The sequence below is a fragment of the Kitasatospora sp. NPDC001225 genome (assembly GCF_053597855.1).
In genome coordinates this window covers 32,176-58,451 of sequence record NZ_JBSFJC010000028.1, presented here as the reverse complement: position 1 = coordinate 58,451, position 26,276 = coordinate 32,176, and the positions used below count along the sequence as shown (strand labels likewise).

Annotated in this window: 24 protein-coding genes; 17 read left to right on the top strand and 7 right to left on the bottom strand. The window is 75.2% G+C overall.

Annotated elements, in window-relative coordinates; all coding sequences use genetic code 11:
* The first annotated feature begins 200 nt into the window (after positions 1–200).
* Entirely contained in the window at positions 201–941 is a 741-nt protein-coding gene (locus ACWDCZ_RS12595) for a PIG-L deacetylase family protein (RefSeq protein WP_416874465.1), read from the top strand.
* A gap of 7 nt (positions 942–948) precedes the next feature.
* On the opposite strand, the gene ACWDCZ_RS12590 is transcribed toward ACWDCZ_RS12595, so the two are convergent.
* From ACWDCZ_RS12590 to ACWDCZ_RS12580, 3 genes are all read right to left on the bottom strand, one after another.
* Positions 949–1,647: a DedA family protein gene (locus tag ACWDCZ_RS12590; RefSeq protein ID WP_449815946.1), complete on the bottom strand. Its 699-nt coding sequence runs from the start codon at positions 1,645–1,647 to the stop codon at positions 949–951.
* Positions 1,648–1,691: 44 nt separating this feature from the next.
* Positions 1,692–1,886 carry a DUF1918 domain-containing protein gene (locus ACWDCZ_RS12585; protein WP_449815945.1) on the bottom strand — a complete coding sequence of 65 codons (195 nt, stop codon included), beginning with the start codon at positions 1,884–1,886 and terminating at the stop codon, positions 1,692–1,694.
* A gap of 119 nt (positions 1,887–2,005) precedes the next feature.
* Positions 2,006–2,668 carry a TetR family transcriptional regulator gene (locus tag ACWDCZ_RS12580; RefSeq protein WP_449815944.1) on the bottom strand — a complete coding sequence of 221 codons (663 nt, stop codon included), beginning with the start codon at positions 2,666–2,668 and terminating at the stop codon, positions 2,006–2,008.
* Between the two features lie 376 nt (positions 2,669–3,044).
* Here ACWDCZ_RS12580 and ACWDCZ_RS12575 point away from each other — a divergent pair, with 376 nt between their 5' ends.
* The 8 genes from ACWDCZ_RS12575 (at position 3,045) to ACWDCZ_RS12540 (ending at position 14,048) form a co-directional block, all read left to right on the top strand.
* Positions 3,045–3,872 carry a phytanoyl-CoA dioxygenase family protein gene (locus ACWDCZ_RS12575; protein ID WP_375875305.1) on the top strand — a complete coding sequence of 276 codons (828 nt, stop codon included), beginning with the start codon at positions 3,045–3,047 and terminating at the stop codon, positions 3,870–3,872.
* Positions 3,873–3,883: 11 nt separating this feature from the next.
* Complete coding sequence (locus ACWDCZ_RS12570) at positions 3,884–4,453, top strand: DUF6309 family protein (protein WP_049659046.1); 570 nt, start codon at positions 3,884–3,886, stop codon at positions 4,451–4,453.
* Positions 4,450–8,865, top strand: a complete 4,416-nt coding sequence (locus tag ACWDCZ_RS12565; protein ID WP_449815942.1) for an AMP-binding protein — start codon at positions 4,450–4,452, stop codon at positions 8,863–8,865. Before ACWDCZ_RS12570 ends, ACWDCZ_RS12565 begins: the two co-directional genes overlap by 4 nt.
* Positions 8,866–8,876: 11 nt before the next feature.
* Positions 8,877–10,133 (top strand): aspartate aminotransferase family protein, encoded by a 1,257-nt coding sequence (locus ACWDCZ_RS12560; RefSeq protein WP_449815952.1) that lies wholly within the window; start codon positions 8,877–8,879, stop codon positions 10,131–10,133.
* Between the two features lie 12 nt (positions 10,134–10,145).
* Positions 10,146–11,009 carry a TauD/TfdA family dioxygenase gene (locus tag ACWDCZ_RS12555; RefSeq protein ID WP_380738086.1) on the top strand — a complete coding sequence of 288 codons (864 nt, stop codon included), beginning with the start codon at positions 10,146–10,148 and terminating at the stop codon, positions 11,007–11,009.
* Positions 11,006–11,821, top strand: a complete 816-nt coding sequence (locus ACWDCZ_RS12550; protein WP_375875307.1) for an SDR family oxidoreductase — start codon at positions 11,006–11,008, stop codon at positions 11,819–11,821. Before ACWDCZ_RS12555 ends, ACWDCZ_RS12550 begins: the two co-directional genes overlap by 4 nt.
* 3 nt (positions 11,822–11,824) lie before the next feature.
* A complete protein-coding gene (locus tag ACWDCZ_RS12545) occupies positions 11,825–12,571 on the top strand; it encodes a class I SAM-dependent methyltransferase (protein ID WP_449815941.1) in 747 nt (248 codons plus the stop codon).
* 277 nt (positions 12,572–12,848) lie between these two features.
* Positions 12,849–14,048 carry a glycosyltransferase 87 family protein gene (locus ACWDCZ_RS12540; protein ID WP_449815940.1) on the top strand — a complete coding sequence of 400 codons (1,200 nt, stop codon included), beginning with the start codon at positions 12,849–12,851 and terminating at the stop codon, positions 14,046–14,048.
* 61 nt (positions 14,049–14,109) lie between these two features.
* On the opposite strand, the gene ACWDCZ_RS12535 is transcribed toward ACWDCZ_RS12540, so the two are convergent.
* Positions 14,110–14,802, bottom strand: a complete 693-nt coding sequence (locus ACWDCZ_RS12535) for a Tat pathway signal sequence domain protein (RefSeq protein ID WP_449815939.1) — start codon at positions 14,800–14,802, stop codon at positions 14,110–14,112.
* Positions 14,803–15,100: 298 nt separating this feature from the next.
* Between ACWDCZ_RS12535 and ACWDCZ_RS12530 the strand changes: the two genes are divergently transcribed.
* From ACWDCZ_RS12530 to ACWDCZ_RS12510, 5 genes are all read left to right on the top strand, one after another.
* A complete protein-coding gene (locus ACWDCZ_RS12530; protein WP_449815938.1) occupies positions 15,101–16,561 on the top strand; it encodes a hypothetical protein in 1,461 nt (486 codons plus the stop codon).
* A 66-nt stretch (positions 16,562–16,627) separates the two neighbouring features.
* The gene (locus ACWDCZ_RS12525) at positions 16,628–17,431 is read left to right on the top strand and encodes a methyltransferase domain-containing protein (RefSeq protein ID WP_449815937.1); all 804 of its coding nucleotides are present in this window, start codon (positions 16,628–16,630) and stop codon (positions 17,429–17,431) included.
* Entirely contained in the window at positions 17,428–18,204 is a 777-nt protein-coding gene (locus ACWDCZ_RS12520; protein ID WP_449815936.1) for a maleylpyruvate isomerase family mycothiol-dependent enzyme, read from the top strand. Before ACWDCZ_RS12525 ends, ACWDCZ_RS12520 begins: the two co-directional genes overlap by 4 nt.
* 268 nt (positions 18,205–18,472) lie before the next feature.
* Positions 18,473–19,099 (top strand): AAA family ATPase, encoded by a 627-nt coding sequence (locus ACWDCZ_RS12515; RefSeq protein WP_449815935.1) that lies wholly within the window; start codon positions 18,473–18,475, stop codon positions 19,097–19,099.
* An 88-nt stretch (positions 19,100–19,187) separates the two neighbouring features.
* Positions 19,188–20,057, top strand: coding sequence for an NAD-dependent protein deacetylase (locus ACWDCZ_RS12510; protein WP_380776960.1), 870 nt, complete (start codon positions 19,188–19,190; stop codon positions 20,055–20,057).
* Positions 20,058–20,108: 51 nt separating this feature from the next.
* Here ACWDCZ_RS12510 and ACWDCZ_RS12505 read toward each other — a convergent pair whose 3' ends face one another.
* Positions 20,109–20,750 (bottom strand): hypothetical protein, encoded by a 642-nt coding sequence (locus ACWDCZ_RS12505; protein WP_449815934.1) that lies wholly within the window; start codon positions 20,748–20,750, stop codon positions 20,109–20,111.
* Positions 20,751–21,576: 826 nt separating this feature from the next.
* Here ACWDCZ_RS12505 and ACWDCZ_RS12500 point away from each other — a divergent pair.
* The 3 genes from ACWDCZ_RS12500 (at position 21,577) to ACWDCZ_RS12490 (ending at position 24,405) form a co-directional block, all read left to right on the top strand.
* Positions 21,577–22,848, top strand: coding sequence for an MFS transporter (locus ACWDCZ_RS12500; protein WP_449815933.1), 1,272 nt, complete (start codon positions 21,577–21,579; stop codon positions 22,846–22,848).
* 168 nt (positions 22,849–23,016) lie between these two features.
* Positions 23,017–23,463: a glutaredoxin domain-containing protein gene (locus ACWDCZ_RS12495; protein ID WP_375875316.1), complete on the top strand. Its 447-nt coding sequence runs from the start codon at positions 23,017–23,019 to the stop codon at positions 23,461–23,463.
* 228 nt (positions 23,464–23,691) lie between these two features.
* Entirely contained in the window at positions 23,692–24,405 is a 714-nt protein-coding gene (locus ACWDCZ_RS12490; RefSeq protein WP_388046208.1) for a hypothetical protein, read from the top strand.
* A 114-nt stretch (positions 24,406–24,519) separates the two neighbouring features.
* On the opposite strand, the gene ACWDCZ_RS12485 is transcribed toward ACWDCZ_RS12490, so the two are convergent.
* Both ACWDCZ_RS12485 and ACWDCZ_RS12480 read right to left on the bottom strand, forming a co-directional pair.
* On the bottom strand, positions 24,520–25,548 hold the full coding sequence (locus ACWDCZ_RS12485; protein ID WP_449815932.1) for a hypothetical protein: 1,029 nt from the start codon (positions 25,546–25,548) through the stop codon (positions 24,520–24,522).
* The gene (locus tag ACWDCZ_RS12480; RefSeq protein ID WP_449815931.1) at positions 25,538–26,059 is read right to left on the bottom strand and encodes a SigE family RNA polymerase sigma factor; all 522 of its coding nucleotides are present in this window, start codon (positions 26,057–26,059) and stop codon (positions 25,538–25,540) included. The genes ACWDCZ_RS12485 and ACWDCZ_RS12480 overlap by 11 nt, the downstream gene beginning before the upstream one ends.
* Positions 26,060–26,276 lie beyond the last annotated feature (217 nt).

The following is a 26,276-nucleotide window of genomic DNA, read 5'->3' as shown; positions in this document are numbered from 1 at the left end:
GTCGGTGCCGCCGCGGGACGCCCGGACGCTAACCCCTGACCCTTGCGTCAGGGGCAAGCCGCCTGGCCACGGAGGTGTCTGACGGGGTGTGGGGGACGCGGGTCTTCTAGAGTCACGCGTGGTACGGACGTACGACTGTGATACCCCCGTACGTCCGTACCGCCGGACGACCCCGAGCCGCACCGAGAGGAACGAGCAGCATGACCGAGCAGGCCCCCGAGCCCTTCGAGCCCGTCGACGAGGACTGGCGGACGGCGCTGGCGATCGTCGCCCACCCCGACGACATGGAGTACGGCGGGGCCGCGGCCGTCGCCCGCTGGACCTCGCAGGGCAAGAAGGTCGTCTACGTGATGGTGACCAGCGGCGAGGCGGGCATCGACACGCTGGACCCGGCCGAGTGCGGTCCGCTGCGCGAGGCGGAGCAGATCGCCTCGGCGCGCGTGGTCGGCGTCGACACCGTGGAGTTCCTCGGCCACCCGGACGGCGTGGTGGAGTACGGGCTGCCGCTGCGCCGGGACATCGCCCGGGTGGTGCGCCGGCACCGGCCGGACATCGTGATCACCAGCAACTTCCGGGACACCTACGGCGGGGTGTTCCTCAACCAGGCCGACCACGTCGCGGTCGGCCGGGCCACCCTGGACGGGGTCCGGGACGCCGGGAACCGCTGGGTGTTCCGCGAGCTGCTGGACGAGGGCCACGAGCCGTGGAACGGCGTGCGGCAGATCTGGGCGGTGGCCTCGCCGGAGGCGAAGCACGCGGTGGACACCACCGGGACCTTCGACCAGGGTGTCGCCTCGCTGGAGGAGCACAAGGCGTACCTGGCCGGGCTGGGCGGGGCGATGGCGGAGCCGCGGGAGTTTCTGGAGGGCTTCGGCCGGGGCGCGGGCAGCCGGCTGGGGACGCGCTTCGCGGTGCCGTTCGAGGTGTTCCCGCTGCGTTGACCTCCGGCTACCCGGAGCCGGAGCCGGAGCCGGAGCCGGCGTCGGGGTCGGAGTCGGCGTCGGCGTCGGTGCCCGCGCGGCGCCGGCGCCGGTAGCGCAGCACCTGCCGGAGCAGGAGGGCGGCGACCAGCACGCCCAACCCGACCGCGAACCAGACCTGGTAGCGCAGCGCCGTGTGGTAGACGGCGCCGATGTTGGCGCCGGCGAGGTAGCCGAAGGTGCCCCAGACCGCCGTCCACAGCACCGCGCCGAGCAGGTTGAACGCCAGGAACCGGCGCCAGGGCATCTCCGTGGTCCCGGCGATGATCCCGTTGTACTGGCGCAGCCCGTCCACGAAGCGGGCGACCGCGACCACCTTGCCGCCGTGCCGGGCGAAGAAGCCGTCCGCGCGCTCCATCCGGGCCGGGGTGAGCAGCACGTAGCGGCCCCAGCGGTGGACGAAAGCGCGTCCGCCGGTGCGGCCGATCAGGTAGCCGAGGCCGTTGCCGAGCGCGGCGGCGCCGGTCGCGATCAGCAGGACGGCGGCGAGGTCGAGGTGCCCGGTGCCGGCGTACACCGAGGCCAGCACCAGGACGGTCTGCCCGGGCACCGGGACGCCGCAGTTGTCCAGCAGGACGAGCACGGCCACCGCGAGGTACCCGTAGTGGTCCAGCAGTGGCGCGAGTCCGGCGAGTGCCCCGGGCAGCGGGGTCGTGGGGGCGGACACCGCTCCTCACCACCTCGCGCGGGGCGGGGTGGCGGGGGAGTGGGTCAGCGTCCCGCCTGGCGCTGTTCGATGTTGCAGTCGGGGCCGGGGTAGATCAGGCCCTCGTGGCCGTCCTCGAAGCGGACCACGTACGGCGGTTCGCCGTCGGTGCCGCGCACCTCGACGATCTCGCCCTTCTGGTCCACCATGCCCACCGACCTGCTGTGGATGTGGAGCCGGTCACCTACCGCCGCGTGCATGGTCTGCTCCCTCGGGTCGTGTGCCGGGCCGCCTCCGCGGACGGTTCCCGCTATCCACTGTGCTGCGGGGGCGGCGGGCGCGCAACGCCTCGGGCGGGCGGGGCCCGCGGGGCCGGGCCTCAGCGGGCGGACGGCTGTTGCGCGAGGTAGCCGCGGACCAGCCGCTTGCACTCGGCGATCAGCGCCGGATCGCCGTCCGGGGCCTCCCGGAAGGCCAGTTTGAGCACCGCGTCGGCGGCCTCCAGGGCCACCCGCAGGGTCAGCATGACGGCCGTCGGGTCGCCCGCCCGGAACAGTTCGCCGCCGAGCGCCTGGAGCCGCAGGGCGACGGCGGTGTTGTTGTCCACGCCCGCGTCCAGCAGGTACCGGTCGTCCCGGACGCCGGTGGGGACGGCCGGTCCGGCCAGGCCGAAGTCCAGCTGGCCGAAGCCCGGCACCGCGCGCTTCATCGCCACGAACTCCTCCACCGCGAGATCGGTGAAGACGGCGGGGCCGACCGGCGCGGCGGCGGCCAGCCGGGCGTCCAGGCGCTGGAGGTAGTGGTCGAGGTTGCGGGTGGCGAGCGCCGCCAGCAGGTCCTCCTTGCCGGCGAAGAACTGGTACAGGGTGCCGATCGGCACCTGGGCGCGCTGGGCGACCTCCTTGGTGGTGAGCGCGGTCGCCCCGACCTCGTCCAGCAGCCCGGCGCAGGCGTCCAGGATGCGGCCGTACCGCTCCAGGCTGCGCTGCTGGACCGGGCGGCGCCGGACCGGTCCGGGGGCGGGGTGACTCCTGTCGCTCATGACCTCACTGTGCCGCATCCGCTGTTGCGGCGGCGAATCACCGGGGCGCGAACGGACCGGAGTTCCCCGTGGGACGGGAGACGACTGGTGGCCGGAGCTGAACGGCACGGTGGCGGGAAGGTGTCCACGGGTTGGCATTGGTCTTGTCGTGGACGCGAAGACAGGTTCATACTCCTGAGGCGGACTACCTTGCGTGATCAACGCATGCCTCTTCGTGGTGATCACGATTCAGCTGTGGCGGCCGAGGCGCCTGTGACGGACGCTCCGCCGCCACCCGAGGTCTGGATGACGCCGTGTGCCCCCACTGCCCGCGCCACGTCCCGTGGCGCCGATTCCCTGTGTGTTCCCCGCCGAACGGAAGGAGGGGATCGGTTCGGTGACGCCGTCCTCCGGAGGGCGTGAGGCCCTCGACACCGAGCACCGCCGCCAGTTCCTGGAGTCCGGGTACCTGGTCCTGCCCGGCCTGCTGCCGGAAGCGCTGCGCGAACGGCTCGCGCCCGAGGTGGACCGGTGGGTCGACGAAGGCCTGCGGGCCCGGTCGATCGCCGCGTGCGCCGACCCCTTACGGCACGGACCGCCCCCGCTGCTGGAACTGGAACTGCCCGCCCACGGCGAACTCCTCACCCACCCGCCCCTGTTGCGCACCCTGACCCGCCTGCTCGGGCCGGACTTCGTCTTCCACCACCTGCACAGCGACCGCCAGGACCCGGGGATCCCGGGCAAGGCCTGGCACCACGACTGCGAGCCCAACGACCGCTCCGACCCGTCGCTGCTGATGGTCCACGCGCTGCACTACCTCGGCGGACTGGACGAGAAGGTCGGCAGCCTGGCCGTGCTGCCCGGCTCGCACCTGCGCACCGTCGGCAAGTCCGCCTACGCCCACCACGGCACCGGCGAACTGCCCGGCGAGGTGGTCATCGACCGGCTGCCGCCCGGCTCCACCGTGCTGCTCAACTCGGCGCTGTTCCACACCCGCCGGCCGGCACCCGAAGGGCCGGGCCGCCCCCGGTACTTCGTCGACGCCTCCTACTGCCAGGTGGGAGCGCGCTGGCGCCCGGTGAAGCCGTACTGGCGGCAGATGCTCGCCCGGGCCCGCGAACTGGACCTGGCCGACGGCCAGTGGCCCGAGCTGTTCGCGGAGCGGCACTTCACCGAGTACACCGGCAGCGAACACGCCCGCACCGAGTACACCGGAACCGTCTGAGGAGCACTGCCGTGGAGATCGTCACAGCCGTCGCCTACCCCGAGGTCCACGACGCCTACCTGCGGGACCACCCGGTGGATCGGGCCCACGAGGCGAACAGCAACATGTACGGCGAGGAGAACCTCGACCGTGCCGACCGCATCCCCGGCGGCTGGTGGCGGATCCGGCTCTCCCGGACGGACGTCCTGGGCATCGTGCTGCCCTGGCACCTGAGCGAGGGCGGGGAGCTCGAACTGGTGCCGCGCTCCGGGCTGACGGTGGGCGAGGCGGCCGAGCGGATCCGCGCGGGCGGAGCGGCCTGGACCGCCGCCAACCCGGTCTGCGCGGCGAAGCTGCGGCTGCTGAGGTGGGCCCCGCTCACGCCCGTCTTCCTCAGCACCGCCCCGGTCGACCACTCCGACTACGGGGACCTCGTGCTCCGGTCGGGACTGATCCACCTCGACGGCCTGCACCGCATGCTGGCCTGGGAGTTGGCCGGACGGCTGCCCGAGCGGGAGCTGCTGGACGGCTACCTGGTGGGCGACCCGGGAGTGGCCGCCGGGCCCGCCCGGGCGGGCCGGACGGGGGACGAGTCGGCGTGACCTCCGCGACGCAGCACCTCCGGTCCGCGGCCTGCGGCCATTCGGCCGACCCCGCCCACCGGGCCCGCTCGCTGCCCGACCTGCTCGCCCACCACGCCCGGGCGCACCCCGACCGGCCCGCCCTGGGCGACGGCGTCCGCACCTTCGACTACCGCACGGTCGACACCGCGGCCGACCGGATCGCCGCCCGGCTGGCCGCCGCCGGCACCCGCCGGGGCGACCGGGTCGCCCTGCTCGGGCCCCGGGACGCCCGGATACTGGTGCTGCTGTACGGCGTGCTGCGCGCGGGCGCGGCGGCCGTGCTCGCCGATCCGGACTGGTCGGCGGCCGACCTGGCCCGGCGGCTGGCCTCCGTCCGGGTGGCCCGGGTGCTCGCCACCGAGGGCGGCCTCGGCGGGGAGGTGGTGGACGTCGAGGCGCTGCCGGAGCTGCCCCCGGTGGCCACCGAGGTACGGGGCGAGGACCTCGCGTACCTCTCCTTCACCTCCGGGTCGAGCGGCGAGCCCAAGGCGGTGGCCGTCACCCACGCCAACGCCGTGCACTACGCCCGGGCCCTGGCCGGGCGGCTCGACCTCACCGAGGCCGACGCGCCCCGCGCCGCCCACGTCACCACCCTGGCCGCCGACCTCGGCCACACCGCCTGGCTGCTCGCCCTGGCCACCGGCGGCTCGGTGCACCTCGTGCCGGACCGCGAGGTGCGCGACCCGGAAGCCTTCTGGGCCTCGCTGCGGCGGGCCCGGGTGGACGTGCTGAAGACCACCCCCTCGCACCTGACCGCCCTGCTGGAGGGCCGCCCGGCCGACTCCCCGCCGCTGCACACCGTGCTGCTCGGCGGCGAGGCGCTGCCCCGCCCGCTCGCCGCCGCCCTGCTCGACGGCGGCACCACCGCGCGGCTGGCCAACCACTACGGACCGACCGAGACCACCGTCGGCGCCACCTGCCTGCTCGTCACCTCCGCCCGCCAACTGCCCGCCGAGGAGCCGACCGTACCGATCGGCACCGCGATCGGCGAGGTGCTGCTGACCGTGGTGGACGGCGACGGCCGGGCGGTTCCGGACGGCTCGGTGGGCGAACTGCTCATCGGCGGCCGGGGCGTGGCCGCCGGGTACTTCGGCCGGCCGGACGAGACCGCCCGCGGCTTCGTCCGGCGCGACGGCCGGCTCGTCTACCGCACGGGCGACCTGTGCCGGCGGCGGCCGGACGGCAGCCTGGTCTTCCTGGGCCGGGTGGACCGCCAGGTCAAGGTCCGCGGCTACCGGGTGGACCTCGCCGAGGTCGAGCGGGCGATGGACGGCCACCCGGGCGTCGCCCGCTCGGCGGCGCTGCTTCGGGAGACCGCGCTCGGCAACCAACTTATCGGTGTCGTCCGGCTGTTGGACGGCGCGGACGGGACGGGGGGCCTGGACGGGGCTGGGAGCCTGGACGGGCTGCGGGCGCACCTGCGGGACCGGCTGCCCGGCTACTCCGTGCCGCAGCCGATCCTGGTGCTGCCGCGGTTCCCGGTCGGACCGAACGGCAAGCTCGACCGGCAGCGGCTGGCCGAGCTGGCGGCCGAACTGGTCGAGGCCCGGGCTGAGTCGGGCGACACCGGGTCGGACGGCACCGAACCGGACGACACCGGGGTGAACGGCGGCGCGGGGAGCGGACCGGCCGGGGAGATCGCCCGGTTCTGGGCGGGCGCCCTGGGCCTGCCCGCCGTCGGGCCGCGCGCCGACGTGCTCGGCCTCGGCGGGGACTCCATCCTCGCCATGCGCACCATCGCCCTCCTGCGGCGTTCCGGCCTGCGGGTCGCCTACGAGGACTTCTACCGGTACCCGACGGCGGAGGGCCTGGCGGCGGTCGCCGTCCCGGTCGCGCCGTCCGTCCCGGCCCCGCGCGGCTCCACGAGCGGTCGCCGACTCGCCCCGGCCCAGCGGTGGTTGTACCGGCAGCGGACGGTGCGGGACCTGCGGCACTGGAACCAGTCGGTGCTGCTGCGCTGTCGCACCGCCGTCGACCCGGAGGCGTTGTCGGCGGCCGTCGCGGCCGTCCTGGAACGGCACCCGGCGCTGCGCCGGCCGGTCGCCCCGGACGGCTGCGGCGAGGTCCGGGCGGTGGCCGAGCTCGACCCGGTCTCCTTCTCCCGGATCCCGCGCGCGGCCGGGGAGATCGCCGACACCGTCGCCGGGGTCTGCACCGAACTCCACCGCAGCCTCGACCCGTCGGCCGGCCGGCTGCTGCGCGCCCACCTGTTCACCGGCCCGCCCGGCACCGACGACCGGCTCGCGCTGATCGCGCACCACCTGGTGGTCGACGGGCTGTCCTGGCGGATCCTGCTGGACGACCTGGCGCACGCGTACCGGGCGGTGCTCGACCGGAAGCCGGTCGACCTGCCGCCGACGGCGGACTTCTACGCCTGGGCGGCGGTCTCGTCCTCCGACGCGGCGGAACCCGTCGCCGGGGACGCCGCTGTCGGGGAAGCCGGGGAGGTCGGGGAGATCGGAGAGGTCGAGGAGCCCGCCGCGCTCAGCTGGGCGCTCGACCCGGACGCCACCGCCCGGCTGATCGCCCGGCACGGTGCCGGGGCCGGGCTGGAGGCCGTACTGCTGGCCGCCTTCGCCGAGGCCGTCACCGGTGACGGCGGCCGCCCCCGGCTCGCGGTGGAGGTCGAGACCCACGGCCGGGACGCGGTCGGCGATCCGGGCGAATTCCTGGACACCGTCGGCTGGTTCACCGCCGTCAAGCACGTCGAGCTGGACGCCGGGGCCACTCCGGACACCGTGGCCCGGCGGCTGCGCGAGGCCCCCGTCCGGCCGATGGACGGGCCCGGCGGACGGCCCGCCGTCGGCTTCAACTTCCTCGGCACCTTCCGGCTGCCCGAGGAGCCCGCGCTGGACTGGACCGTCGCCGCCGAACAGGCCGGCACGGCCCGCTGTACGGGCGGCGACCCGCTGTACGAACTGCGGCTCACCGCACGGGTGGTGGAGCAACGGCTGGTCGCCGACCTGGTGTACGGCCGGCCCGGCCTGTCGCACCCCGCCGCCGAGCGGATCACCGGGCGGTTCGCCCGCGCCGTGGCGGCCGAGGCGCGGGCCGAGGTCGTCGGCCAGGCCGACGCGCGGGCCGACGCCGAGGCGCCGGAGGCCGCACCGCCCGTCCGGGCACCGCTGTCCACCTCCGGCCAACTGCTGCACCCCGGTGTCGCCCCGACGGCCCGGGCGACGGTGCGCGAACCCGCCCGGGTGCTGCTCACCGGCGCCACCGGCTACCTCGGGCGGCACCTGCTGGAGGCCTTCCTGGCACGCGGCGCCGAGGTCACCTGCCTGGTGCGGGCCGCCGACGACAACGAGGCGCTGAAGCGGCTCGGCACCGGCCCGGCGGGCACGGTCCGGCCCGCCCGGGCGCTCGCCGGGGACATCGACCGGGACGGCCTCGGCCTCTCCCCGGCCGCACTGGAACACGCCCGGGGCGCCCACCTGGTGGTGCACGCGGCGGCGGACGTCCGACTGGTGGCCTCACCCGACGAGCTGGAGCGCACCAACCACACGGCGGTGCGCCGACTGCTCGACTGGGTCGGGGAGCACGCCCCGGACGCCCGGGTCCACCACGTCTCCACGCTGGCCGTCTCGGGCGGCGTCGACGGCCCGCCGCGCCGCTTCAGCGAGGCGGACCTGGAGATCGGCCAGCACTTCCGCACCCCGTACGAGCGGACCAAGTACCGGGCCGAACAGGCCGTCCGGGCCTGGGCCGCCCGCGGGCACGCCGCCTACCTGCACCGCAGCGGCCACATCGCGGCGCACAGCCGGACCGGCGCGTTCCAGGCCAACGCCGGCGACAACCGGATCTACCAGCTGCTCCGTGGCTACCTGCTGGCCGGCACCGCGCCGAGCCGGCCGGGCACCGCCTTCGCGTTCTCGTACGTGGACACGGTGGCCGCCGGGATCGCCGCGATCGCCCTCGACCCGTACGCCGCGCCCGGCGCGTACCACGTGGAGACGCCGCACGCCGTCCCGCACGACGAGCTGGTGCGGTGGCTGGCCGGGCACGGCCACGCCGTACGGCTCACCGACGAGGCGGCCTTCGCGGCCGCCCTCGCCCGGGCCGAGCGCCGCCACCCGACGGCCGCCCGGGTGGCCGCGGCCTGGGCGGCGCAGGAGGAGCGCCGCGTCCTGGTGGACAGCTCGTACACCACCGCGGTGCTCGACCGCCTGGGCGTGCGGTTCGCCGCGCCGACCCCGCGGTGGTGGTCGGCCGCGCTCACCTGGGCCGCCGAGGCCGGCTACCTGCCGCCCGCCGGCCCGACACCGCCCACCTGCGACGACGTCCGTGACGACGCCGGCCATGACACCCGAGACGACACCCGTGACGACGTCCGCGACGGCGCCGGTCACGACCCCCGAGACGACATCCGTGAAGGCAGGACCAACCCGTGAAGGCAGGCCCCGTGTCCCAGCTCTCCCCGGCGCTCAAGCAGGCCACCCCGGTCGTCGCCGTACGCGGCGAAGGACTGAACCTCTACGACGCCGACGGCCGCCGCCACCTCGACTTCACCTCCGGCGTGGGGGTGACCAGCACCGGCCACTGTCACCCGAAGGTGGTCGAGGCCGTCCGGGAACAGGCCGGCCGGCTCATCCACGGGCAGTACACGACCGTGCTGCACGACCAGCTCCTCACGCTCACCGAGCGGCTCGGCGAGGTCCTGCCGTCCGGCCTGGACTCGCTGTTCTACGCCACCGCCGGCACCGAGGCGGTGGAGGCCGCGCTGCGGCTCGCCCGGCACGCCACCGGACGGCAGAACGTGATCGTCTTCGAGGGCGCGTTCCACGGCCGCACCATGGGCGCGGCCTCGCTCACCACGGCCGGCACCCGGTTCCGGGCCGGCATCGGCCCGCTGATGCCCGGGGTCGCGGTGGCGCCCTTCCCGGCCGCGTTCCGGCTCGGGCTGTCCGAGGACGAGGCGGTGGCGCACGCCCTGCGCGGACTGGACGAGGTGCTCGCCACCGTCTCCGCGCCCGCCGAGACGGCCGCGATGTTCGTCGAGCCGGTGCTCGGCGAGGGCGGCTACGTCCCGGCCCCGCCCGGCTTCCTGGCCGGGCTGCGCGAGCGGGCCGACCGGCACGGGATCCTGCTGGTGGTGGACGAGGTGCAGACCGGCTTCGGCCGCACCGGCCGGTTCTGGGCGCACCAGTACGAAGAAGGGGTGCGCCCCGACGTCCTGATCACCGCCAAGGGCCTGGCCAGCGGCTTCCCGCTGTCCGCGATCGCCGCGCCCGCCGAGCTGATGGGCCGCGCCTGGCCCGGCTCGCAGGGCGGCACCTACGGGGGCAACCCGGTGGCCTGCGCCGCCGCGCTGGCGACCCTGGACGTGCTGCGCGAGGAGCGGCTGGTCGAGAACGCGGCCGAGCAGGGCGCCCGGCTGCTGGCCGGGCTGCGGGCGGTCGCCGCCGAGGCGCCCGGGATCGCCGACGTCCGCGGGCTCGGGCTGATGGCCGCCAGCGAGTTCTGCCGCCCGGACGGCACCCCGGACCCGGAGGCGGCCCGGCGCGCCCAGCAGGCCGCGGCCGAGCACGGCCTGTTGCTGTTGCTGTGCGGGATCCACCTCAACACGGTCCGGATGATCCCCGCGCTGGTGGTCACGGCCGAACAGATCGACGAGGGCCTGGAACTGTGGGCGAAGGCCGTCGCGGCCGGCGGCCGGTAGGGAGGAGAGGACATGGACGCGGTGACCGAAATCGGCTGGAGCAGCCTGGAGTTGGACGCCCGGCGGGAGCTCTGGTCGCTCCCGCTGGAGGAACGGGAGCGGCGGCTGCTCTGGGCCGACGCGCGGGCCGGGCGGTGGGGCGCGGGTGAGCAGGTGCGGACCAGGCTGCGGGAGTTCGTCCGGAACGCGGCCGACTCGGTGGGCATCACCCATGTGAGCGGCCTGGTGGACGCGACCCGCCCGGAGCAGGAGATCACCGAGGTGCTCTCCTTCCTGCTGGGGGACTTCGGCCGGATCGTCCCGCAGAACGGGCGCGGCGACCTCACCTCGGTGCTGCACGACCAGGACGGCGACGGAAACACCGAGCTGGGCTTCCACTGCGACACCTGCGACCTGCTGGTCCTGCTCTGCCTGCGGCCCGCCTTCGACGGCGGCGGGCTGACCAAGCTGGCGAGCGCCCGGCACGTGCACGACCTGATCGAGCGGGAGCGGCCGGACGCGCTGGCCACGCTCCGCGAGGAGTGGACCTTCGAGCGCAGCGGCCGGGCCGGTCCGCAGGTGGTGGTCACCCCGATCCTGTACGACCGCAAGGACGGGACGATCGGGTGCTACTACCAGACCCGCACCGTCCGCTCCTCTCCCGACCGTGGCGGACCGGAGTTGACGGACCGTCAGTGGGAGGCGCTCGGCGTGCTGGACGAGGTGCTCTACCGGCCGGAGATCGCCTTCGGGCTGCCGATGGCCGCCGGTGACCTGCTGATCATCCGCAACAGCCGTGTGCTGCACGGGCGTTCGCCGTTCATCGACGAGCCGGGCCCGTACGCCCGGCGGATGCTGCGGGTCTGGGTGAACGAGGGGGAGGAGTGGACGCCGTGACCGCTGGAGCCGAGAGCACGGGAGCCGTGACCGCCGGAGCCGGCACCGGAGGCGCGCCCGCACCGCACGGGCGGGTGGCGATCGTCACCGGCGGGGGCAGCGGCCTCGGCCGGGCCTCGGCACTGGCCCTGCTGGCGGCCGGCTGGACCGTGGCCGTCGCCGGTCGGCGCAAGGACGCGCTGGAGGAGACCGCCGCCCTGGCCGGGCCCGGGGCCGCCCGGGTGCTGCCCGTCCCGACGGACATCCGCAGCCCGGAGGAGGTCGCCCGGCTCTTCGACACCGTCCTCGACCGCTACGGCCGGGTGGACCTGCTGTTCAACAACGCGGGCGCCGCCGCCCCGCGCCGGCCGATCACCGAGACCCCGTTCGAGGACTGGAACCGGGTACTGGACACCATCGTCACCGGCGGCTTCCTCTGCGCCCGCGAGGCCTTCCGGGTGATGAGCACCCAGACCCCGCAGGGCGGGCGGATCATCAACAACGGCGCGCCCTCGGCCTACGTGCCGCGCCCCAACTCCATCGCGTACACCGCCGCCAAGCACGCCGTGCTCGGCCTCACCAAGGTGCTCGCCCTGGACGGCCGGGCGTACGGCATCTCCTGCGGGCAGATCGACGTCGGCAACGTCACCCCGGTGGACGGCGGCCCGCAGCCGGCCGCGATGCAGGCCGACCGGACCATGGCCGTCGAGGCGACCATCCCGGTGGACCGCTTCACCGAGGCCCTGGTGCTGATGGCCTCGCAGCCGCCGGACACCACCATCCAGTCCCTGGTCGTGCTGCCGACCACCATGCCGTTCGTCGGAAGGGGCTGAGCCGTGCTGGTCAGCGCACGCTCCTTCGCGGAGTACCGGGCGATGTTCGCGCTCACCGAACGCGACCTGGAGCAGCGCGTCCTGGACTGCCCGGCCGGCGCCGCGAGCTTCGTGGCGGAGGCCGGGCGGCGCGGCATCGACGCCGTCGCCGTCGACCGCCAGTACGCCGAGCACCGCGAGGAGCTGGGCCTGCTGGTGGAGCGGGAGACCGGGTTCAAGCGCGAGCGGCTGGTGAAGGAGACGGCCGACCACGTGTGGTCCTGGTACACCGACGCGGACGACATGATCCGCCAGTGGACCGCCAACGCCCGGGACTTCCGCGCCGACATCGCCGCCCGCCCGGACCGCTACGTGGCCGGCTCGCTGCCCGAACTCCCCTTCGCCGACTGCTCCTTCGACCTGGTGCTCAGCTCGCACCTGCTGTTCTCGTACGGCAACCGGCTGGACGGGGACTTCCACCGGGCGGCCCTGCTGGAGCTCGCCCGGGTGGCGCGGCACGAGGTGCGGGTGTTCCCGCTGATGGTGTACGACACGCGGGAGCGCTACCCCGGGCTGGAGCCGCTGTGCGAGGAACTGGCGGACCTCGGCGTCCCCAGCCGGGTGGAGCGGGTGGCCTACGAGTTCCGGCCGGGGGAGAACGAGATGCTGGTGCTCGCCACGGCGGGCTACCGGACGCCGGCCCGGACCGCGGCGGGCGCCGCGGTGGCCGAGGACCCGGTGCGGTGGCGGCACCGGGAGGCCGGGGACTGACCGCTGCCGGTCGCCCGCTCGCGCCCCGGGCCGGAGCCGTACGAGCTCAGGCCCGGGGCGGGCCCGGTCGGGTCGGTCGGTGGGTCGGTCGGCGGCCCGGTCGGCGGCCCGCGGAAATCCGTACCGGTTCGTTGTCGTCCGTTTCCGGTGGGTGCCGCGTCCTGGTGGTATGAACCACTGTCCAGTCCGACCCGAACCCGACCTGCGCCCCGGCCCCCAGGAAGCCGCGCCGGAACGAGGGGCCCCGCCTCCACGCCGGGCCGATCCGGTGGTGCCGGTGCCGGTGCCGGTGCTGGTCGCGGTGGCGGCGGTGGCGTCCGCGCTCCTGCTCCGGGGCCTGCTGCTGCAGTACGAGTCGTCGGACTGGTACTACTTCCTCGGCCCCTGGTACCGGTACATCGCGGCGCACGGCGGATTCCAGGCCCTCGGCGACACCGGCTTCTCGGACTACAACGTCCCCTACCTGTACCTGATGGCCGCGCTCGGCCGGCTGCCGGTGCCCGCGCTGGCGGCGGTCAAGTGCCTGTCGGTCCTCTTCGACCTGGCGCTGGCCTACTACACCCACCGCATCGTCGCGCTGCGGTGGCCGCACCGGCCCTGGCGGCCCTTCGCGGCGGCGGTGACCGTGCTGTTCCTGCCCACGGTCGTGACCAACAGCGGGTGGTGGGCCCAGGCCGACGCGATCTTCACCGCCTTCCTGCTCGGCGGCGTCCACCACCTCCTGCGCGGCCGGCCCTGGTGGACCTGCGCCTTCTTCGGGATCGCCCTGGCCTTCAAGCTCCAGGCGGTCTTCCTCTTCCCCCTGCTGCTCGTCGTGGTCCTGGCCCGGCGGATGCCGTGGCGGTGCCTGCTGGCCGTCCCGGCCGCCTACCTGGCGCTCGACGTCCCCGCCGTGCTGCTCGGCGCCGACCCCTGGCAGCTGCTGACGGTGTACGCCCGGCAGACCGGGACCTACCGGGACCTCACGCTCAACGCGCCGTCGGTCTACCAGTTCGTCTCGGTGCCGCCCGGCGAGGACGACCCGGTGCGCCGGGCGGGCGTGCTGGTCGCGGGCGCGTTGGTGCTGGCGCTGATCGCCCTGGCGGTCCGGGCCCTGCGAAGCACCGGAGGCGCGGCCGGAGAGTCCCTTGCCGGCAGGTCCACGGCCGGGGGTGGACGGGCGGGGCTCACCGGGACGGGGATCCTGCTGCTGGCCACCGTCTCCGCGATCGCGGTGCCGTTCCTGCTGCCGTCCATGCACGAGCGCTACTTCTACGTCGCGGACGTCCTCAGCGTGATCGTCGCCTTCCACCTGCCCCGGCGGCTCTGGTACCTGCCGGTGCTGGTCCAGCTCGCGTCCTTCGGCAGCTACCTCAAGTTCATCGCGCCCGGCGTGGCGCCGTACCTGTCGATGCCGGCCCACGGCGCGCTGATGCTGCTGGCACTGGTCGCCGTACTCCGGGCCGCTGCCCGGGAGTTCGGCCTGCTCCGGGTCTGACCGGAGCCGGGGTGGGCCCGGCGGCGCTGCCGCACCCACCCCGACTCCCTCGCGGGTGCGGTCAGTTGACGAAGACCGCAGGGCTTCCCGACTGGCTGGTGTCCGCGACCGGCCCGTACGTCGCGGAGAAGTAGCCGTCGGCCGGGCAGAGCGTCGAGCCGCCGCTCTTGGCGAAGTGCTCGATGCGGAAGGCCAGGCTGTGCGCGGTGTTGTCGGCGCTGCCGGTGAACGCGCCGCTCAGCTGGTAGGAGCAGGTGATGGTACCGAACCAGGTGTCCAGCACGGCGGTGGCCTGGATCGTCCCGGCGGACCCGCCGGTCAGGGTGACCGGCAGGCCGGGCGCGTCGGAGACGGTGACGCCGTACGGCAGGTTGCCGACCGTCAGGCTGCGCACCGAGGTGACCCCGGTGACGTTGGCGGTGCACGAGCCGAAGGTCAGCCCGGTCAGCGACGCGGTCGCGCTGCCCGGCGCCGCCGGGTTGCCCAGCACCGAGGCGGAGAGCTGCGAGGTGGCGCAGGTGACACCGGTGGTGCTGGTCGCGGTCGAGTAGAAGGTGGCCTTGGTGCCCGGGGCGAGCGGTGCGGCGAGCGCGTCGCCGACGGCGACGGCGGTGCCGCCTGCGCTCCCGGCGGTGAGCACCGGGCCGGCGGCGAGGGGCTCGGGCGACGCGGAGGCGGGTACGGCGGCCAGCGCGAGCGCGGCGGTCGCGCAGACGGCGGCGGCGGTGGCGGGGAGGCGGCGGCTGAAGCGCATGGGAAAACCTCTTCCTCGGTGAGGGGCGAGAAGACGTCCTCTCGCGCGTTCCCGAGCGGTGGGGACCGGGGAGCGCGCGGCGTTTCCGGGTCCACAGGGTCCAGCCGTGACCGCATGCCGTCAAGGCGATCGGACGAACTTGCTGACATTTCGTCAACAAGACCGTCCTCGCCGACGACGCCACGACGCCACGGCGCCGCGACGCCACGGCGCCCGGGGCTTGCGGCGCGGGTCTTCCCTCCACCCGCCGGGAACCGCCACTGTGGTGGACGCGGATCCCTCGGACGGGGTGGGTGGAGTGGGCGACCAGCACGAGACGCACAACAGGATCAGCCAGAGCACCATCCACGGCAACGTGTTCATGGGCGGCGTCCTCACGCTGATGGGCGGCCGCAGACCGCGCCTGCGGCTGCTGATCGCCGTGCTGAGCGTGCTGGCCCTGCTGGGCGCCGGCACGACGTACTGGGCACTGACCGCGACGGAGGGCGGCAAGGGGCCGGAACTCGGTGCCCACTACGACCCCGAGCACGCCGACGCCGACTCGACCACGGTCGTCCCCCGGGTCGTCAAACCGACCGACCCGCCGGCCGTCACCGGCTGCGAAGCCGCCCGGACGTGGGCGCACGCGCAGGGCGGTACGGACGTGGGCGCGTCGCCGCTGTCGGTCTCGATGGTCGGCAACGGCCACACCGTGGCGATCGAACAGGTGCGGGCGACCATCGTGGGCGAGCCCCGCGACCCGCTGTCCGGCACGGTCGTGGACTGCGCCGGACAGGGAGAGGGCAAGAAGATCGACATGGGTGTCGACCTGGACTCCCCGAATCCGGTCGCGCTGATCGGGGCCGCCGGACCGGTGTCGTTCGCGCCCTACTTCACCGACAAGTACCTCTACCTGGAGGACCGGAAGCCCGAGATCGTCAGCCTCACCGTGCTCGCGACCCGGCACAGCTACGACTACGTGCTCACGGTCGAGGGCACCGTCGACGGCAAGCGCCGCACCTGGACGCTGAAGGACGGCGACCGCCCGTTCCACGTCTCCGGGGTGCGCAGGGAGTCCGGCACCGAGCTGTCGACCCACGGCAGGGGCTGGGAGACGAGCTACGGCACCGGCTCCGGCGAGCGCATCCGGTGCAACCCCTGCTACGACCAGGACCAGCAGGAGATCCCGGGCACCACGGTCGCCGTCGCTCCGGCCGGCTACAGCTTCCCCTCCAAACCGGGATACCAGCCGGGGGATCCGATCGCCCCGCCGAAGGACCGGCCGACCGCGCAGACGCCGCCGCTGACGGTGGACGGGCACGACGCGGAGTCCGTCGCGATCGCCTGGGCCGTCACCTCGGGCACCTTCGACACCTCCCGCGGCGACACCGGGCCGGCGGCCGTCCTGAGCCGGTCGCGCCGGTACCTGACCTCCGAACTGGCCGCCGCCGGCGGCGGGTTGACCGCCTGCGAGGAGAACGGGTCGGCCTGGCCCGCCGACCTGACCGCACGCCGGGGCTGGTCGCTGGTCAGATGGGTGGTCGCGGGGCCCGCGGCGGGCCGCTTCGATCCGCGCGACCTCACCGGCGAGGTGGTCGAGCTGGAGGTCGCCGCCTACTGCACCTACGCCGCCGCGGAGGGCTGGTTCCGAACGCCCAGGCAGTCGTACACCCCGCGACTGACGCTCCGACGCGGGCCCGACGGCGGCTACCTGATCTCCGACATCGGCAAGGTGACCTACGACATCCCGGCGCTCACCGACCCGGCCCCGCAGCCCTGAACGGCCCGACCCGGGCGCCGCGCCCCGAGGGCCTGTCTTCGAACTCGCGTCTGCGAGAATCCCGGCATGGCTGAGCACGAGAGCGACCACGGCTACCTCCTGGACAACCGCCAGTCGGAGGCGGGCATCCGCTTCGGCGCCCTCGCCGAACTCTTCGACCCGGTGACCTTCCGGCACGTCGACGCCCTCGGGATCGGCCCCGGCATGCGCTGCTGGGAGGTCGGCGCGGGCGGCCCCTCAGTGCCGCTCGGGCTCGCCGAGCGGGTCGGCCCGACCGGCGCGGTGGTCGCCACCGACATCGACGTCTCCTGGACCGCCCCCGCCGCCGGCGGCGTGATCGAGGTGCTGCGCCACGACGTGGCCGCCGACCCGCCGCCGCCCGGCGGCTTCGACCTGGTGCACGCCCGGCTGGTCCTGGTGCACGTCGCCGACCGCGCCGAGGCCCTGCGCAGGATGGTGCGGGCGCTGCGCCCCGGCGGCCGGCTGCTCCTGGAGGACGCCGACCCGGCCCTGCAACCGCTGCTCTGCCCCGACGAGTCCGGCCCCGACGAGCGCCTCGCCAACCGGCTGCGGACCGGCTTCCGCACCCTGATGGCGGGCCGCGGCGCCGACCTCGCGTACGGGCGGACGCTGCCCAGGGCGCTGCGCGAGGCGGGCCTGGTCGACGTCCAGGCCGACGCGTACTTCCCGATCACCTCGCCGGCCTGCGCGGTCCTGGAGGACGCGACCGTCCGGCAGATCCGCGGACTGCTGGTGCGGGAAGGCCTCGCGACGGACGAGGAGATTGACCGCCACCTGGCCAACGTCGCCGCCGGCCGGCTCGACCTGGCCACCGCCCCGATGATCTCCGCCTGGGCGCGCCGCCCGTGACGTCTCCCGGGCCGCCGCCCGCAGGCCTGGACGGGGCCGGGGTCGGCGCGCTGCTCGCCGAGGTGCGGGCCTCCGCCGGGCGGGTGCTCGCCACCGTCGGCACGCTGACCGACCGGCAGGCCCGCGAGCCCTCGACGCTGCCCGGCTGGAGCCGCGCCCACGTCCTCACCCACCTCGCCCGCAGCGCCGACGCGTACCGGTGGCTGCTGACCGTGGCCCGTACCGGGACCGAGCCGGGTCCGCGCGCCGGGGCCGCCGCGCCGGACCGCGCGCTGAGCGAGGGCGCCGGGCGCGGTGCGGCGGAGCCGGCCGCCGACCTGCGGGACAGCCTGGACGGGATGTTCGCGGCGGCCGACGCGATGCCCGCCGAGCGGTGGTCCACGCCGGTCACCGCCCTCGCCGGCTGGCGGCACCCGGCGTGGTTCACCCTGCACCGGGCGTGGCGGGAGCTCGAAACCCACCACGTCGACCTGGACCTCGGCCGCTCGACCGCCGACTGGCCCACCGGGTACGTCGCCTGGGCGCTCGACGGGACGGCGGCCGCCCTGGCCGCGCGCGGATTCCCCGTCGCCCGGCTGACGGCCACCGACCTCGGCCGCGACTGGGCCCTGGCGCCGTCCGGCCCCACCGTCAGCGGCCCCGGCCACGCCCTGCTCGCCTGGCTGTCGGGGCGCGGGTCGGTGGAGCGCCTGCGGGCGGAGGGCCTGCGGGCGGACGGGCCGCTGCCCGGGCCGCCGGGATGGCCGCTGCCGCCGGTGCCCGGCTGGGGCTGAGGCGGCGGGTCCGGCGTCCGGTCGCCGGAATGCGGCAACATCTGCTCCTGTAGCGGCGGTTCGGCCTCGTTCACCTCCGCGTCGGCGGGGTTTCCCGAGGGGCGGGTCCACTGGAACGGCGGCTCCGGCGGGTTCCGGCGGCGCGATGCCGCCGTCCGCCACCCGCAGGGGAGGTGGCGGGCGGCGGCCGCCCGGCGCAGACTCAGCAGGCATGACGCCCTCCCTCCCGACCACGGACCGAACCCCCAGCGCGGACCGAACCCCGACCATGGACCGACGCCCGCACCTGCTCGTCGTGAGCGGCCCGCCCGGAGCGGGCAAGACCACGCTGGCGCACGCCCTGGCCGACGCGCTCGGCCGCCCGGCGGTCTGCCGGGACGAGATCAAGGAGCGGATGGCCGCCGCCCGGCAGGCCCCGGCCGAGGAGCTGGGCCTGGCCCTGGGCCTGGACCAGGACCTGAACCAGCGGACGCTGACCGAGTTCTTCCGCACCGTCGACGGACTCCTGCGCGCGGGAACGGACCTGGTGGCGGAAGCGGCCTTCCAGGACCGGCTGTGGCGGCCCGGTCTGCTGCCGCTCGTCGGCCGCGCCGAGCTGCGCATCGTACGCTGCACCGTCGACCCCGGGACCGCCCGCGAGCGCATCGCCCGCAGGGCCGCCGAGGAACCCGGGCGCGCCGTCCACGCGGACGGTGAGCTGCTGCGCCGCATCGCGCGCGGCGAGCGGCCGATCGAGTCCTGGGTGCCGATCGCGCTCGACGCCCCCTGCCTGGCGGTGGACACCACCCGGGGCTGGAACCCGCCGCTGGAGCGGATCACGGCCTTCGCCACCGGTGCCGCCGAGGAGCCGTCCGGGCGGGCGGGGAACCACGTGTCGCGGGGCCGGAAGAGCTGACAGGACCGCGTGGTGCCGCGATCGCATCCCGATGCGTCCGGGACCTGTGCCGGCCCCTCCGGCGGCGCCACGCCCTAACCTCGACGGTATGGACGCGTTCGAACACCCGGGCGGGCAGGCCGCCGTTCCCCCGGGGGAGGAGCTGGAAGGCCTGGTACGGCTGCTGGACCGGCGCGGCGCGGTGGTGCTCAGCGGGGCCGGCCTGTCCACCGAGTCCGGTATCCCCGACTACCGCGGCGCCACCGGCCGCCGCCGCAGCGGCACCCCGATGACGTACCAGGAGTTCACCGGCAGCGCGGAGGCCCGGCGCCGCTACTGGGCCCGCAGCCACACCGGCTGGCCCGCGATCGCCGGGGCCCGGCCCAACGCCGGGCACCACGCGGTGGAACGGCTGCGCCGGGCCGGGCACGTCGCGGCGGTCATCACCCAGAACGTGGACGGCCTCCACCACGCGGCCGGCACCCGGGAGGCTGTCGAGCTGCACGGCGGACTCCGCCGGGTGGTCTGCCTCGACTGCCGCCGCACCAGCACCCGGGCCGAGCTGGACCGGCGGCTGGAGGAACTCAACCCGGGCTTCCGGCCGACCCGGGCGGAGCTGCGGCCCGACGGCGACGCGCGGCTGCCGCAGTCCGCGGTGGACGGCTTCCGGGTCGCCGCCTGCACGGCGTGCGGCGGCGTGCTCAAGCCCGACGTGGTCTTCTTCGGTGAGAACGTCCCGCCGCCCCGGGTCGAGCACTGCTACGAACTGGTCGACGCGGCGGGCTCGTTGGTGGTCCTCGGATCGTCCCTGGCGGTCCTGTCCGGGCTGCGCTTCGTCCGCCGCGCCGCCCGGGCCCGGCTGCCGGTCGCGATCGTCAACCAGGGGCCGACACGCGGGGACGAACTCGCCGGGCTCCGCCTCGACCTGCCGCTGGGGGCGGCCATGACGGAGGTCGCCCGGCTGCTCGACGCGGCCTGACCGGGCCGGTCGGCGTTCCGGCCGGCCCGGTCGGTGCCCCGATCGGCCCGGTCAGCCGGCGGGCAGGGCCGGTCGGCCCGGTACCCACAGCGGCACCCGGCCGGCGCGCGGCATGGAACGTGCCGCGTCCTGCTCCAGCCGGCCGGCCACCCGCTCCGGATCGCCCTCGCACAGCTCCACCAGCGCGGCCGCGGCGATCCGGGTGCAGCACAGCACCAGCGCCAGGGTGTCCTGGCGGCAGTGCCGCTCCCGCACGTACGCCTCGGCGCGCTCCTCGATCCGGCGGGCGTGATCCGGCCCGTCCTCGGCGGTCAGCGCCTGGACCCCGTGCCACACCAGGGTCAGCGCACAGGGCTCGGCCGGGTGCGAGGCGCCCTCCCGATGCGCCTGCTCCCGGGCCTCCGCCGAGCGCTGCCCGAGCCACTCCAGGGCCGCCGGACCGTCCTCCCGGCAGGAGCGCAGCACCAGCTCCGCGGCCCGGGCGACGACGGCCCGCAGCACCTCCGGCGCGGGCGCCCGCAACCCGGACGCGGGCCCGTCGCCGAACGCCAACCAGGCATCGGCGAACGAGGCCGCCCGCAACCCGCCCACCCAGGCCGGCGCCCCGCCCTCCGTACTCAGCCAGTCCTGCGCCCCCAGTCGCACCAGCCCCACGGCCGCCAGGCGCACCGCGTCCCCGTCCAGCTCCCGCAACCATCCATTCCGCACCAGCACACACCCCCGTCAGCGGTTCATCCCCGTGAGGCTCATCCCACCACACCGGGACGGGAACGAACTAGACAGGGGCACGTCACAATCCGGAAGCGGGCCTTCCGGGTGGTTCTCCTGCGGGGACGGCCGCGCCGCGGGGGCGGGTGGCGGGATCGTCCGGTCGCGCTGCGGTCGGATCGGCGGCGCGGCGCGGCGCGGCGGGTGCGGCGGCCGCGTGAGAGTGACCGGCGGGAGCGCGCGGCCGCGGCCCCGGGGGCGGCGGGATCCGGCCAGGGTTCGGCCGGGTGTGCGGGCCACCGCATGGGGTGGCCGGGTTTCGGTGTGACGGCCGTGGCGTGTTCGGTCGTTCGGGGTGTGGGCGTCGGGTGAGTTGGGCAGGGACGCGTCAGGACCCGGGCGGCTGTGCGGACGCCCGGTGCGTCAGGGCTGGGCCGGTCACGGCCCGCCGTCAGTGTGCCGTGAGCCCGTCGACCGGGCCGCGGGCGCCCTTCACCGATCCCGCCGGGTCGATCACCGGTAGCGGACCCCACGGATGGTGCGGGTGGCGTCCGGCGCGAGGGTGATCCGTTCGGGCCGGTCGACGCCCGCGGCCCGGACGGTGGGCGGGTGCGGCGCGGCGTGCTCGGCGAACGCGACCGGCTGGTCCGTGACTTGGGCGCCGGTGCGGTGGCCCGGGGCTTCGCGGGTGGTGCGTGCGGCCGTGCGGTCTCGATGGGCGCCGGACTCCAGCGTGCGGCCGGGAGCGCCGGCGCCGGGGAAGCGGGGGAGCGATGGGTGGGCCGGTTGCGACGGAAGGGACGGACCGAAGATGGATGTGACGACGCGGACGGCGGTCGCGGCGGACCGCGCAGCGGAGGGGGAGGCGCGACACCGGACCTCGGCGGGGGTGTTCTGGCGCTACTGGACCGGATCGCTGGTCAGCCGGCTCGGGAACCAGGTGTCCGTCGTGGCCCTGCCGCTGATCGCCGTGCTCACCCTGCACGCGACGGCCTGGCAGGTCGGCCTGGTCACCGGCGCCGGGTACCTGGCCTGGCTGCTGGTCGGACTGCCGGCCGGGGTCCTGGTCCACCGGCTCCCGCTGCGCGGCACCCAGGTGGCGATGGACCTCGTGCGCGGGGCGGCGGTGGCCTCGGTGCCGGTGGCGGCGGCCCTGGGCGTACTGGGCCTGCCGCAGCTGGTGGTGGTCGCGCTGCTGGTCGGGCTGGCGGGTGTGGTCTTCGACGTCGGCAACTCCACCTTCCTGCCCTCGATCGTCGCCAAGGAGGAGCTGACCGTCCGCAACAGCCTGCTCTCCGGCAGCAGCGCCGCGACCGAACTGGCCGGCCCCTCGCTGGGCGGGGTGCTGGTCCAACTCGTCGGCGGCGCGGCCGCGATGGTGCTGGACGCGGTCAGCTACCTGGTCTCGGCGGCGCTGCTGCGCAGTCTGCCGCGCGCGGAGCGGCCCGCCCGGCGGCCGGGCGGCGCGGGGATGTGGAGGCAGATCCGGGAGGGCTGGCACTTCGTCACCCGGCATCCGGTGATCGGGCCGTGTGCCGCCTACGCCACCGCGGTCAACTTCGTCTCCGGTGGGCTGATGACGCTCACTCCGGTGTTCCTGGTGGACGCCCTCGACGCCCCGGCCGCGGCCGTCGGCGCGCTGATGGCCACCGGCGGCCTGGGCAGCCTGGTCGGCGCCGTCCTGACGCCCCGGGTGGTCTCCCGGATCGGCAGCGGCGGGGCCCTGCGGTGGTCGGCACGGATCGCCGCGCTCGTCACCTTCCTGCTCCCGGCGGCCGGTTCGGGGTGGGCGGTGCTGCTCTTCGCCCTCGGCAACGCGGGCTTCGCGGCGGGCGTCGTGGTCACCACCATCGTCGCCCGCACCTACCGGCAGACCCACACTCCGCCGGAGCTGCTCCCGAGGGTGATGGCCACCGTCCGGTTCGTCTCCTGGGGCTCCATCCCGGTCGGCGCGCTGCTGGCCGGTGCCGCCTCCACGGCCTGGGGGCCGCGTACGGCGCTGCTCCTGCTGGCGGTGTGCAGCCTGGCCGGCCCGGTGATCCTGACGGCCGGTTCGCTCCGCCGTCGGCGCGACCTCGCCTGACCTCGGCCCTCGGGCTTCCCGGCGGTCCGCCGAGCCATCGCGAGATGTCCTGACGCAGCGTCACCACCCGGTTTTTGCAAGGGTGTTGATTCGAGTGTCGAAGGCCCTCGCGCGGCACAGCCGGGGGAGTGGAGCGGCGGGGGCCGTGTACGGATAGCCTGGGCCGCCATGATGCGTGTGTGGATGCTGCCGTTGTTGTTGGTGCTCTGCGGTGCGGCCGTCGCGGGCGGACTCGTGTTGAGCGGGAGCCGCGGAGCGGCCGTCGTGTACCTGCTGGGGTTCGCGGGGCTCGCGGCCGTGAGCTCGACCCTGGTCTTCCCGAAGTCGCTCGGCGCGGCGGAGGCGCAGCGCCGCAGCGCGGCCGACGGCCGGCCGGTGGTGTACTGGCGGCCGGGCTGCAGGTACTGCCTGCGGCTGCGGATCCGGCTGGGCCGGGCGGCCCGGCGGGTGCACTGGGTGAACATCTGGAGCGACCCGGAGGCGGCCGCGGTGGTGCGGGCGGCCAACGACGGCAACGAGACCGTGCCGACCGTCGTTGTGACCGGCCGGCCGCACACCAACCCCGACCCCGCATGGGTGCGCGGACAGCTGTCCGCCGCCACGGCGAAGCGCTGACCGGCCGTCGGCGCGGCCGTACCGACGGCGGTGGCGGGGGATTTGAGTACGGCTCAGCGCCGGCGTGACCGGAGCCGTGCGGCCAGGGGCGTTGCAGTCCGGTGACACGGAAGGCTCCATTCCGTCGACTGTTCGCACTACCTTCGAACTGCACGCGAAGCCGCCCTCCGGTCCCCGCAGGAGAGGGCGCCGCGCGCTCCTCACCCGCACTTCGCTCAGGAGAACCGCATGCCCTTCTCGACGATCCGCCGCGCGACCACTGCCCGTACGCTGGCCGGAACCGTCCTGACCGCGGCCCTGCTGGTGCCCGCCGCGACGGCCTGCTCCTCCACGTCGGGCGCGACCGGCGCGGCCGCGCCGGCCACCGCGTCGGCCGCCGCCACCGCGCCGCCCGCCGCGCCCGCCACCGAGCCTCCGGCCACGGCCTCCGCCGCGCCCACCCCGACCGGCACGCGCGGCGCCACCCCTCCGGCCGCCGCGCCCAGCGGGCACGCCGCGACCACGTCGGCCACCCCGCCCAAGGGGGGCCAGGGCGTCCGTACCGAGACCCTGGTGGACGGCAGCAAGGCCGAGATCCACGACCTCGGCAACCAGCACTACACCGCCAAGATCGTCAACGCCGGTCAGGTCCTCGCCACCATGGAGACGAAGGAGCACGACGACGGGCTCGACGCCAACGGCATGTTCGTCATGCTCTCGCTGGACGGCCGGATCCGCTCCTGGATGGGCGGCAGTCACCAGGGGCCGGGCACCTTCAAGCTGGCGGGCGGCTGGACGGCCAAGGTCACGAAGGTCGGCGAACTCCGGTACCGCGCGGAGATCCTCGGCAACGAGAACGCGGTGTACGGCACGCTGGAGGCGAACCAGCACGATGTCGGGGTCGACGCCAACGGAGTCTCCATCGTGCTCAGCGCCGGCGGCGAGATCAGCGCCCACGAGTGAGCGCGCCGGAACCCGGACACGCCGGACGGCGGAGCCACCGACCCGATCGGTGACACCGCCCTCCGGCCCTGGTCCAAGTCCCTTGGTGGCCAATGACGTTGAAAAGCAGGGTCGCTAGCGGACCTCGGCCACCAGGGCCCCGTACTTCGCCTTGATGTCCGCCTCGGCGGACTGCCACTGCGGGGTGTCGACCACGACGCCGGTGCCGTCGATGGCGAGCGTCAGCCCGTCGATCACCACGCCCCTGGTCCGCCACTCCTCGGTGTCCGCGCGGATCCGGTTCAGGACGGTCATGAGCTGCTCGCGGGAGCCCGCGGCGTCGGCGAACCGCACCTTCACCGTGGGCCAGTCGGCCGCCCTCGCGGTCACGGCGGCGTCCAGGCCGCTGCCGGGGACCCGCATCACGTAGAGCGTGTCCGTGTTCCTGTCGCGGCACGTGCCGAAGTAGTGGTCCGGGTAGTCGGTCATCGCCAGCGTCTCGATGGACTCACCCGCCCGGGTCACGCGGGCCTCCGCCGGGTCTTCCGACGACAGCGACGACGGCGAGCCCGAGCCCGAGCCCGAGGCCGAGCCCGAGGCCGAGTCCGTGGGCAGGGGCGACGGCGAGCCGGACGACGACGGGAGGCCGGAGAACGGCGTGCCTGTCGACGGGACGTCCGAGGACGAGTGTCCCGGCGGAAGGGTGGCAGGCGACAACAGGCCCAACCAAGGGGAGCCCGGCGGCGGCGTCCACGACGACGAGTAGCCCGACGAGGTGATCGCCGACGGCGTCTCCCAGGGCTGCTGGCTGGAGTGCTGGTGCCAGCCCGGTGTCCGCATCGACGTGGGCCCGTTCACACAGTTCAGCATCACGGCGGTGCGCCCCGGCGCCGTCGCCCCCGCCGTCGGAGTCAGCACGCTGAGGCCCGTCCCGGCCGCCCCCGTACGGTCGCTCCCGGGGCCGCCGCCACCGAGCTGCGTCAGCGCTCCCGCTCCGAGGACCAGTACCGCGGCCGCCGTCACCCCCCGCACGGCGGCCTGCCGCCGGGCGCGCCGACGCCCGGCCCGGTGCAGTTCGGCCAGCGGCGGGGTGCCGGCGATCCCTGCCGCGTGTGTTCCGAGCCGGGTGACCAGCTCCTCCTCGAACCTGTCCTCAGCGCTCACGGCCTACCAGCTCCCTCACGTTTTCCATGTCCTGTCGAAGCGCCTTGATCCCGCGCGCCAGGTGCGTCTTCGCCGTGGGCACCGAGCACCCCAGCTCCTCCGCCACCTGAGCGACCGGCAGGTCCAGGTAGTAGCGCAGCACCACGGCGGCCCGCTGCCGCTTGGGCAGTCCGGCCAGTGCCGCCGCCAGCTGGTCGTCCCGTTCGCCCTCCGGGGCCGCCGGTCCGTCCGGCAGCGCGGAGGTGAGCACTTCGCGTCTGGTCCGCCGCCAGCGCGAGACGTGGGTGCGGACCATCGTCCTGCGGACGTACCCCTCGGTCGCGGCCGTGTCCCGGATCATCGAACGCTTCGGGTACACCTGCGCGAGGGCGTCGTGCAGCAGGTCCCGGGCGTCGTGGACGTCACCCGTGATCAGGTACGCCCCCCGCAGCAGGGCCTGGTACCGGGCTACGACGAACTCGTCGAACGGGTCGGATCCGGAGCCCCCCGGGAGGATCGATTCGCGCTTCATGCCTTCAGGACGCCCCAGCCACGGAAAACGGATGACAACCAGCCAGTATTCACGTGCACGGGGGCGCCGCCCCGCGCCGGGGGAGGGGCACCGGACCCGACGGTCCGCGAGGCGCCGTTCCGTTTTGGTCGCACATCTTGTGCGATGTCATGATCCGGCTCACACTTCCGATTTGCGAACACGTGTGCACTTCTGCGCGCGGCACGCGATCGGGCGG

What these genes read in the sequence shown, in the direction of transcription:
- ACWDCZ_RS12585 (WP_449815945.1), bottom strand. Translation starts at nt 1,886, where the DNA reads ATGCACGCGGCGGTAGGTGACCGGCTCCACATCCACAGCAGGTCGGTG.
- ACWDCZ_RS12500 (WP_449815933.1), top strand. Translation starts at nt 21,577, where the DNA reads ATGGATGTGACGACGCGGACGGCGGTCGCGGCGGACCGCGCAGCGGAG.
- ACWDCZ_RS12525 (WP_449815937.1), top strand. Translation starts at nt 16,628, where the DNA reads ATGGCTGAGCACGAGAGCGACCACGGCTACCTCCTGGACAACCGCCAG.
- ACWDCZ_RS12535 (WP_449815939.1), bottom strand. Translation starts at nt 14,802, where the DNA reads ATGCGCTTCAGCCGCCGCCTCCCCGCCACCGCCGCCGCCGTCTGCGCG.
- ACWDCZ_RS12555 (WP_380738086.1), top strand. Translation starts at nt 10,146, where the DNA reads ATGGACGCGGTGACCGAAATCGGCTGGAGCAGCCTGGAGTTGGACGCC.
- ACWDCZ_RS12595 (WP_416874465.1), top strand. Translation starts at nt 201, where the DNA reads ATGACCGAGCAGGCCCCCGAGCCCTTCGAGCCCGTCGACGAGGACTGG.
- ACWDCZ_RS12580 (WP_449815944.1), bottom strand. Translation starts at nt 2,668, where the DNA reads ATGAGCGACAGGAGTCACCCCGCCCCCGGACCGGTCCGGCGCCGCCCG.
- ACWDCZ_RS12510 (WP_380776960.1), top strand. Translation starts at nt 19,188, where the DNA reads ATGGACGCGTTCGAACACCCGGGCGGGCAGGCCGCCGTTCCCCCGGGG.
- ACWDCZ_RS12515 (WP_449815935.1), top strand. Translation starts at nt 18,473, where the DNA reads ATGGACCGACGCCCGCACCTGCTCGTCGTGAGCGGCCCGCCCGGAGCG.
- ACWDCZ_RS12495 (WP_375875316.1), top strand. Translation starts at nt 23,017, where the DNA reads ATGATGCGTGTGTGGATGCTGCCGTTGTTGTTGGTGCTCTGCGGTGCG.
- ACWDCZ_RS12480 (WP_449815931.1), bottom strand. Translation starts at nt 26,059, where the DNA reads ATGAAGCGCGAATCGATCCTCCCGGGGGGCTCCGGATCCGACCCGTTC.
- ACWDCZ_RS12490 (WP_388046208.1), top strand. Translation starts at nt 23,692, where the DNA reads ATGCCCTTCTCGACGATCCGCCGCGCGACCACTGCCCGTACGCTGGCC.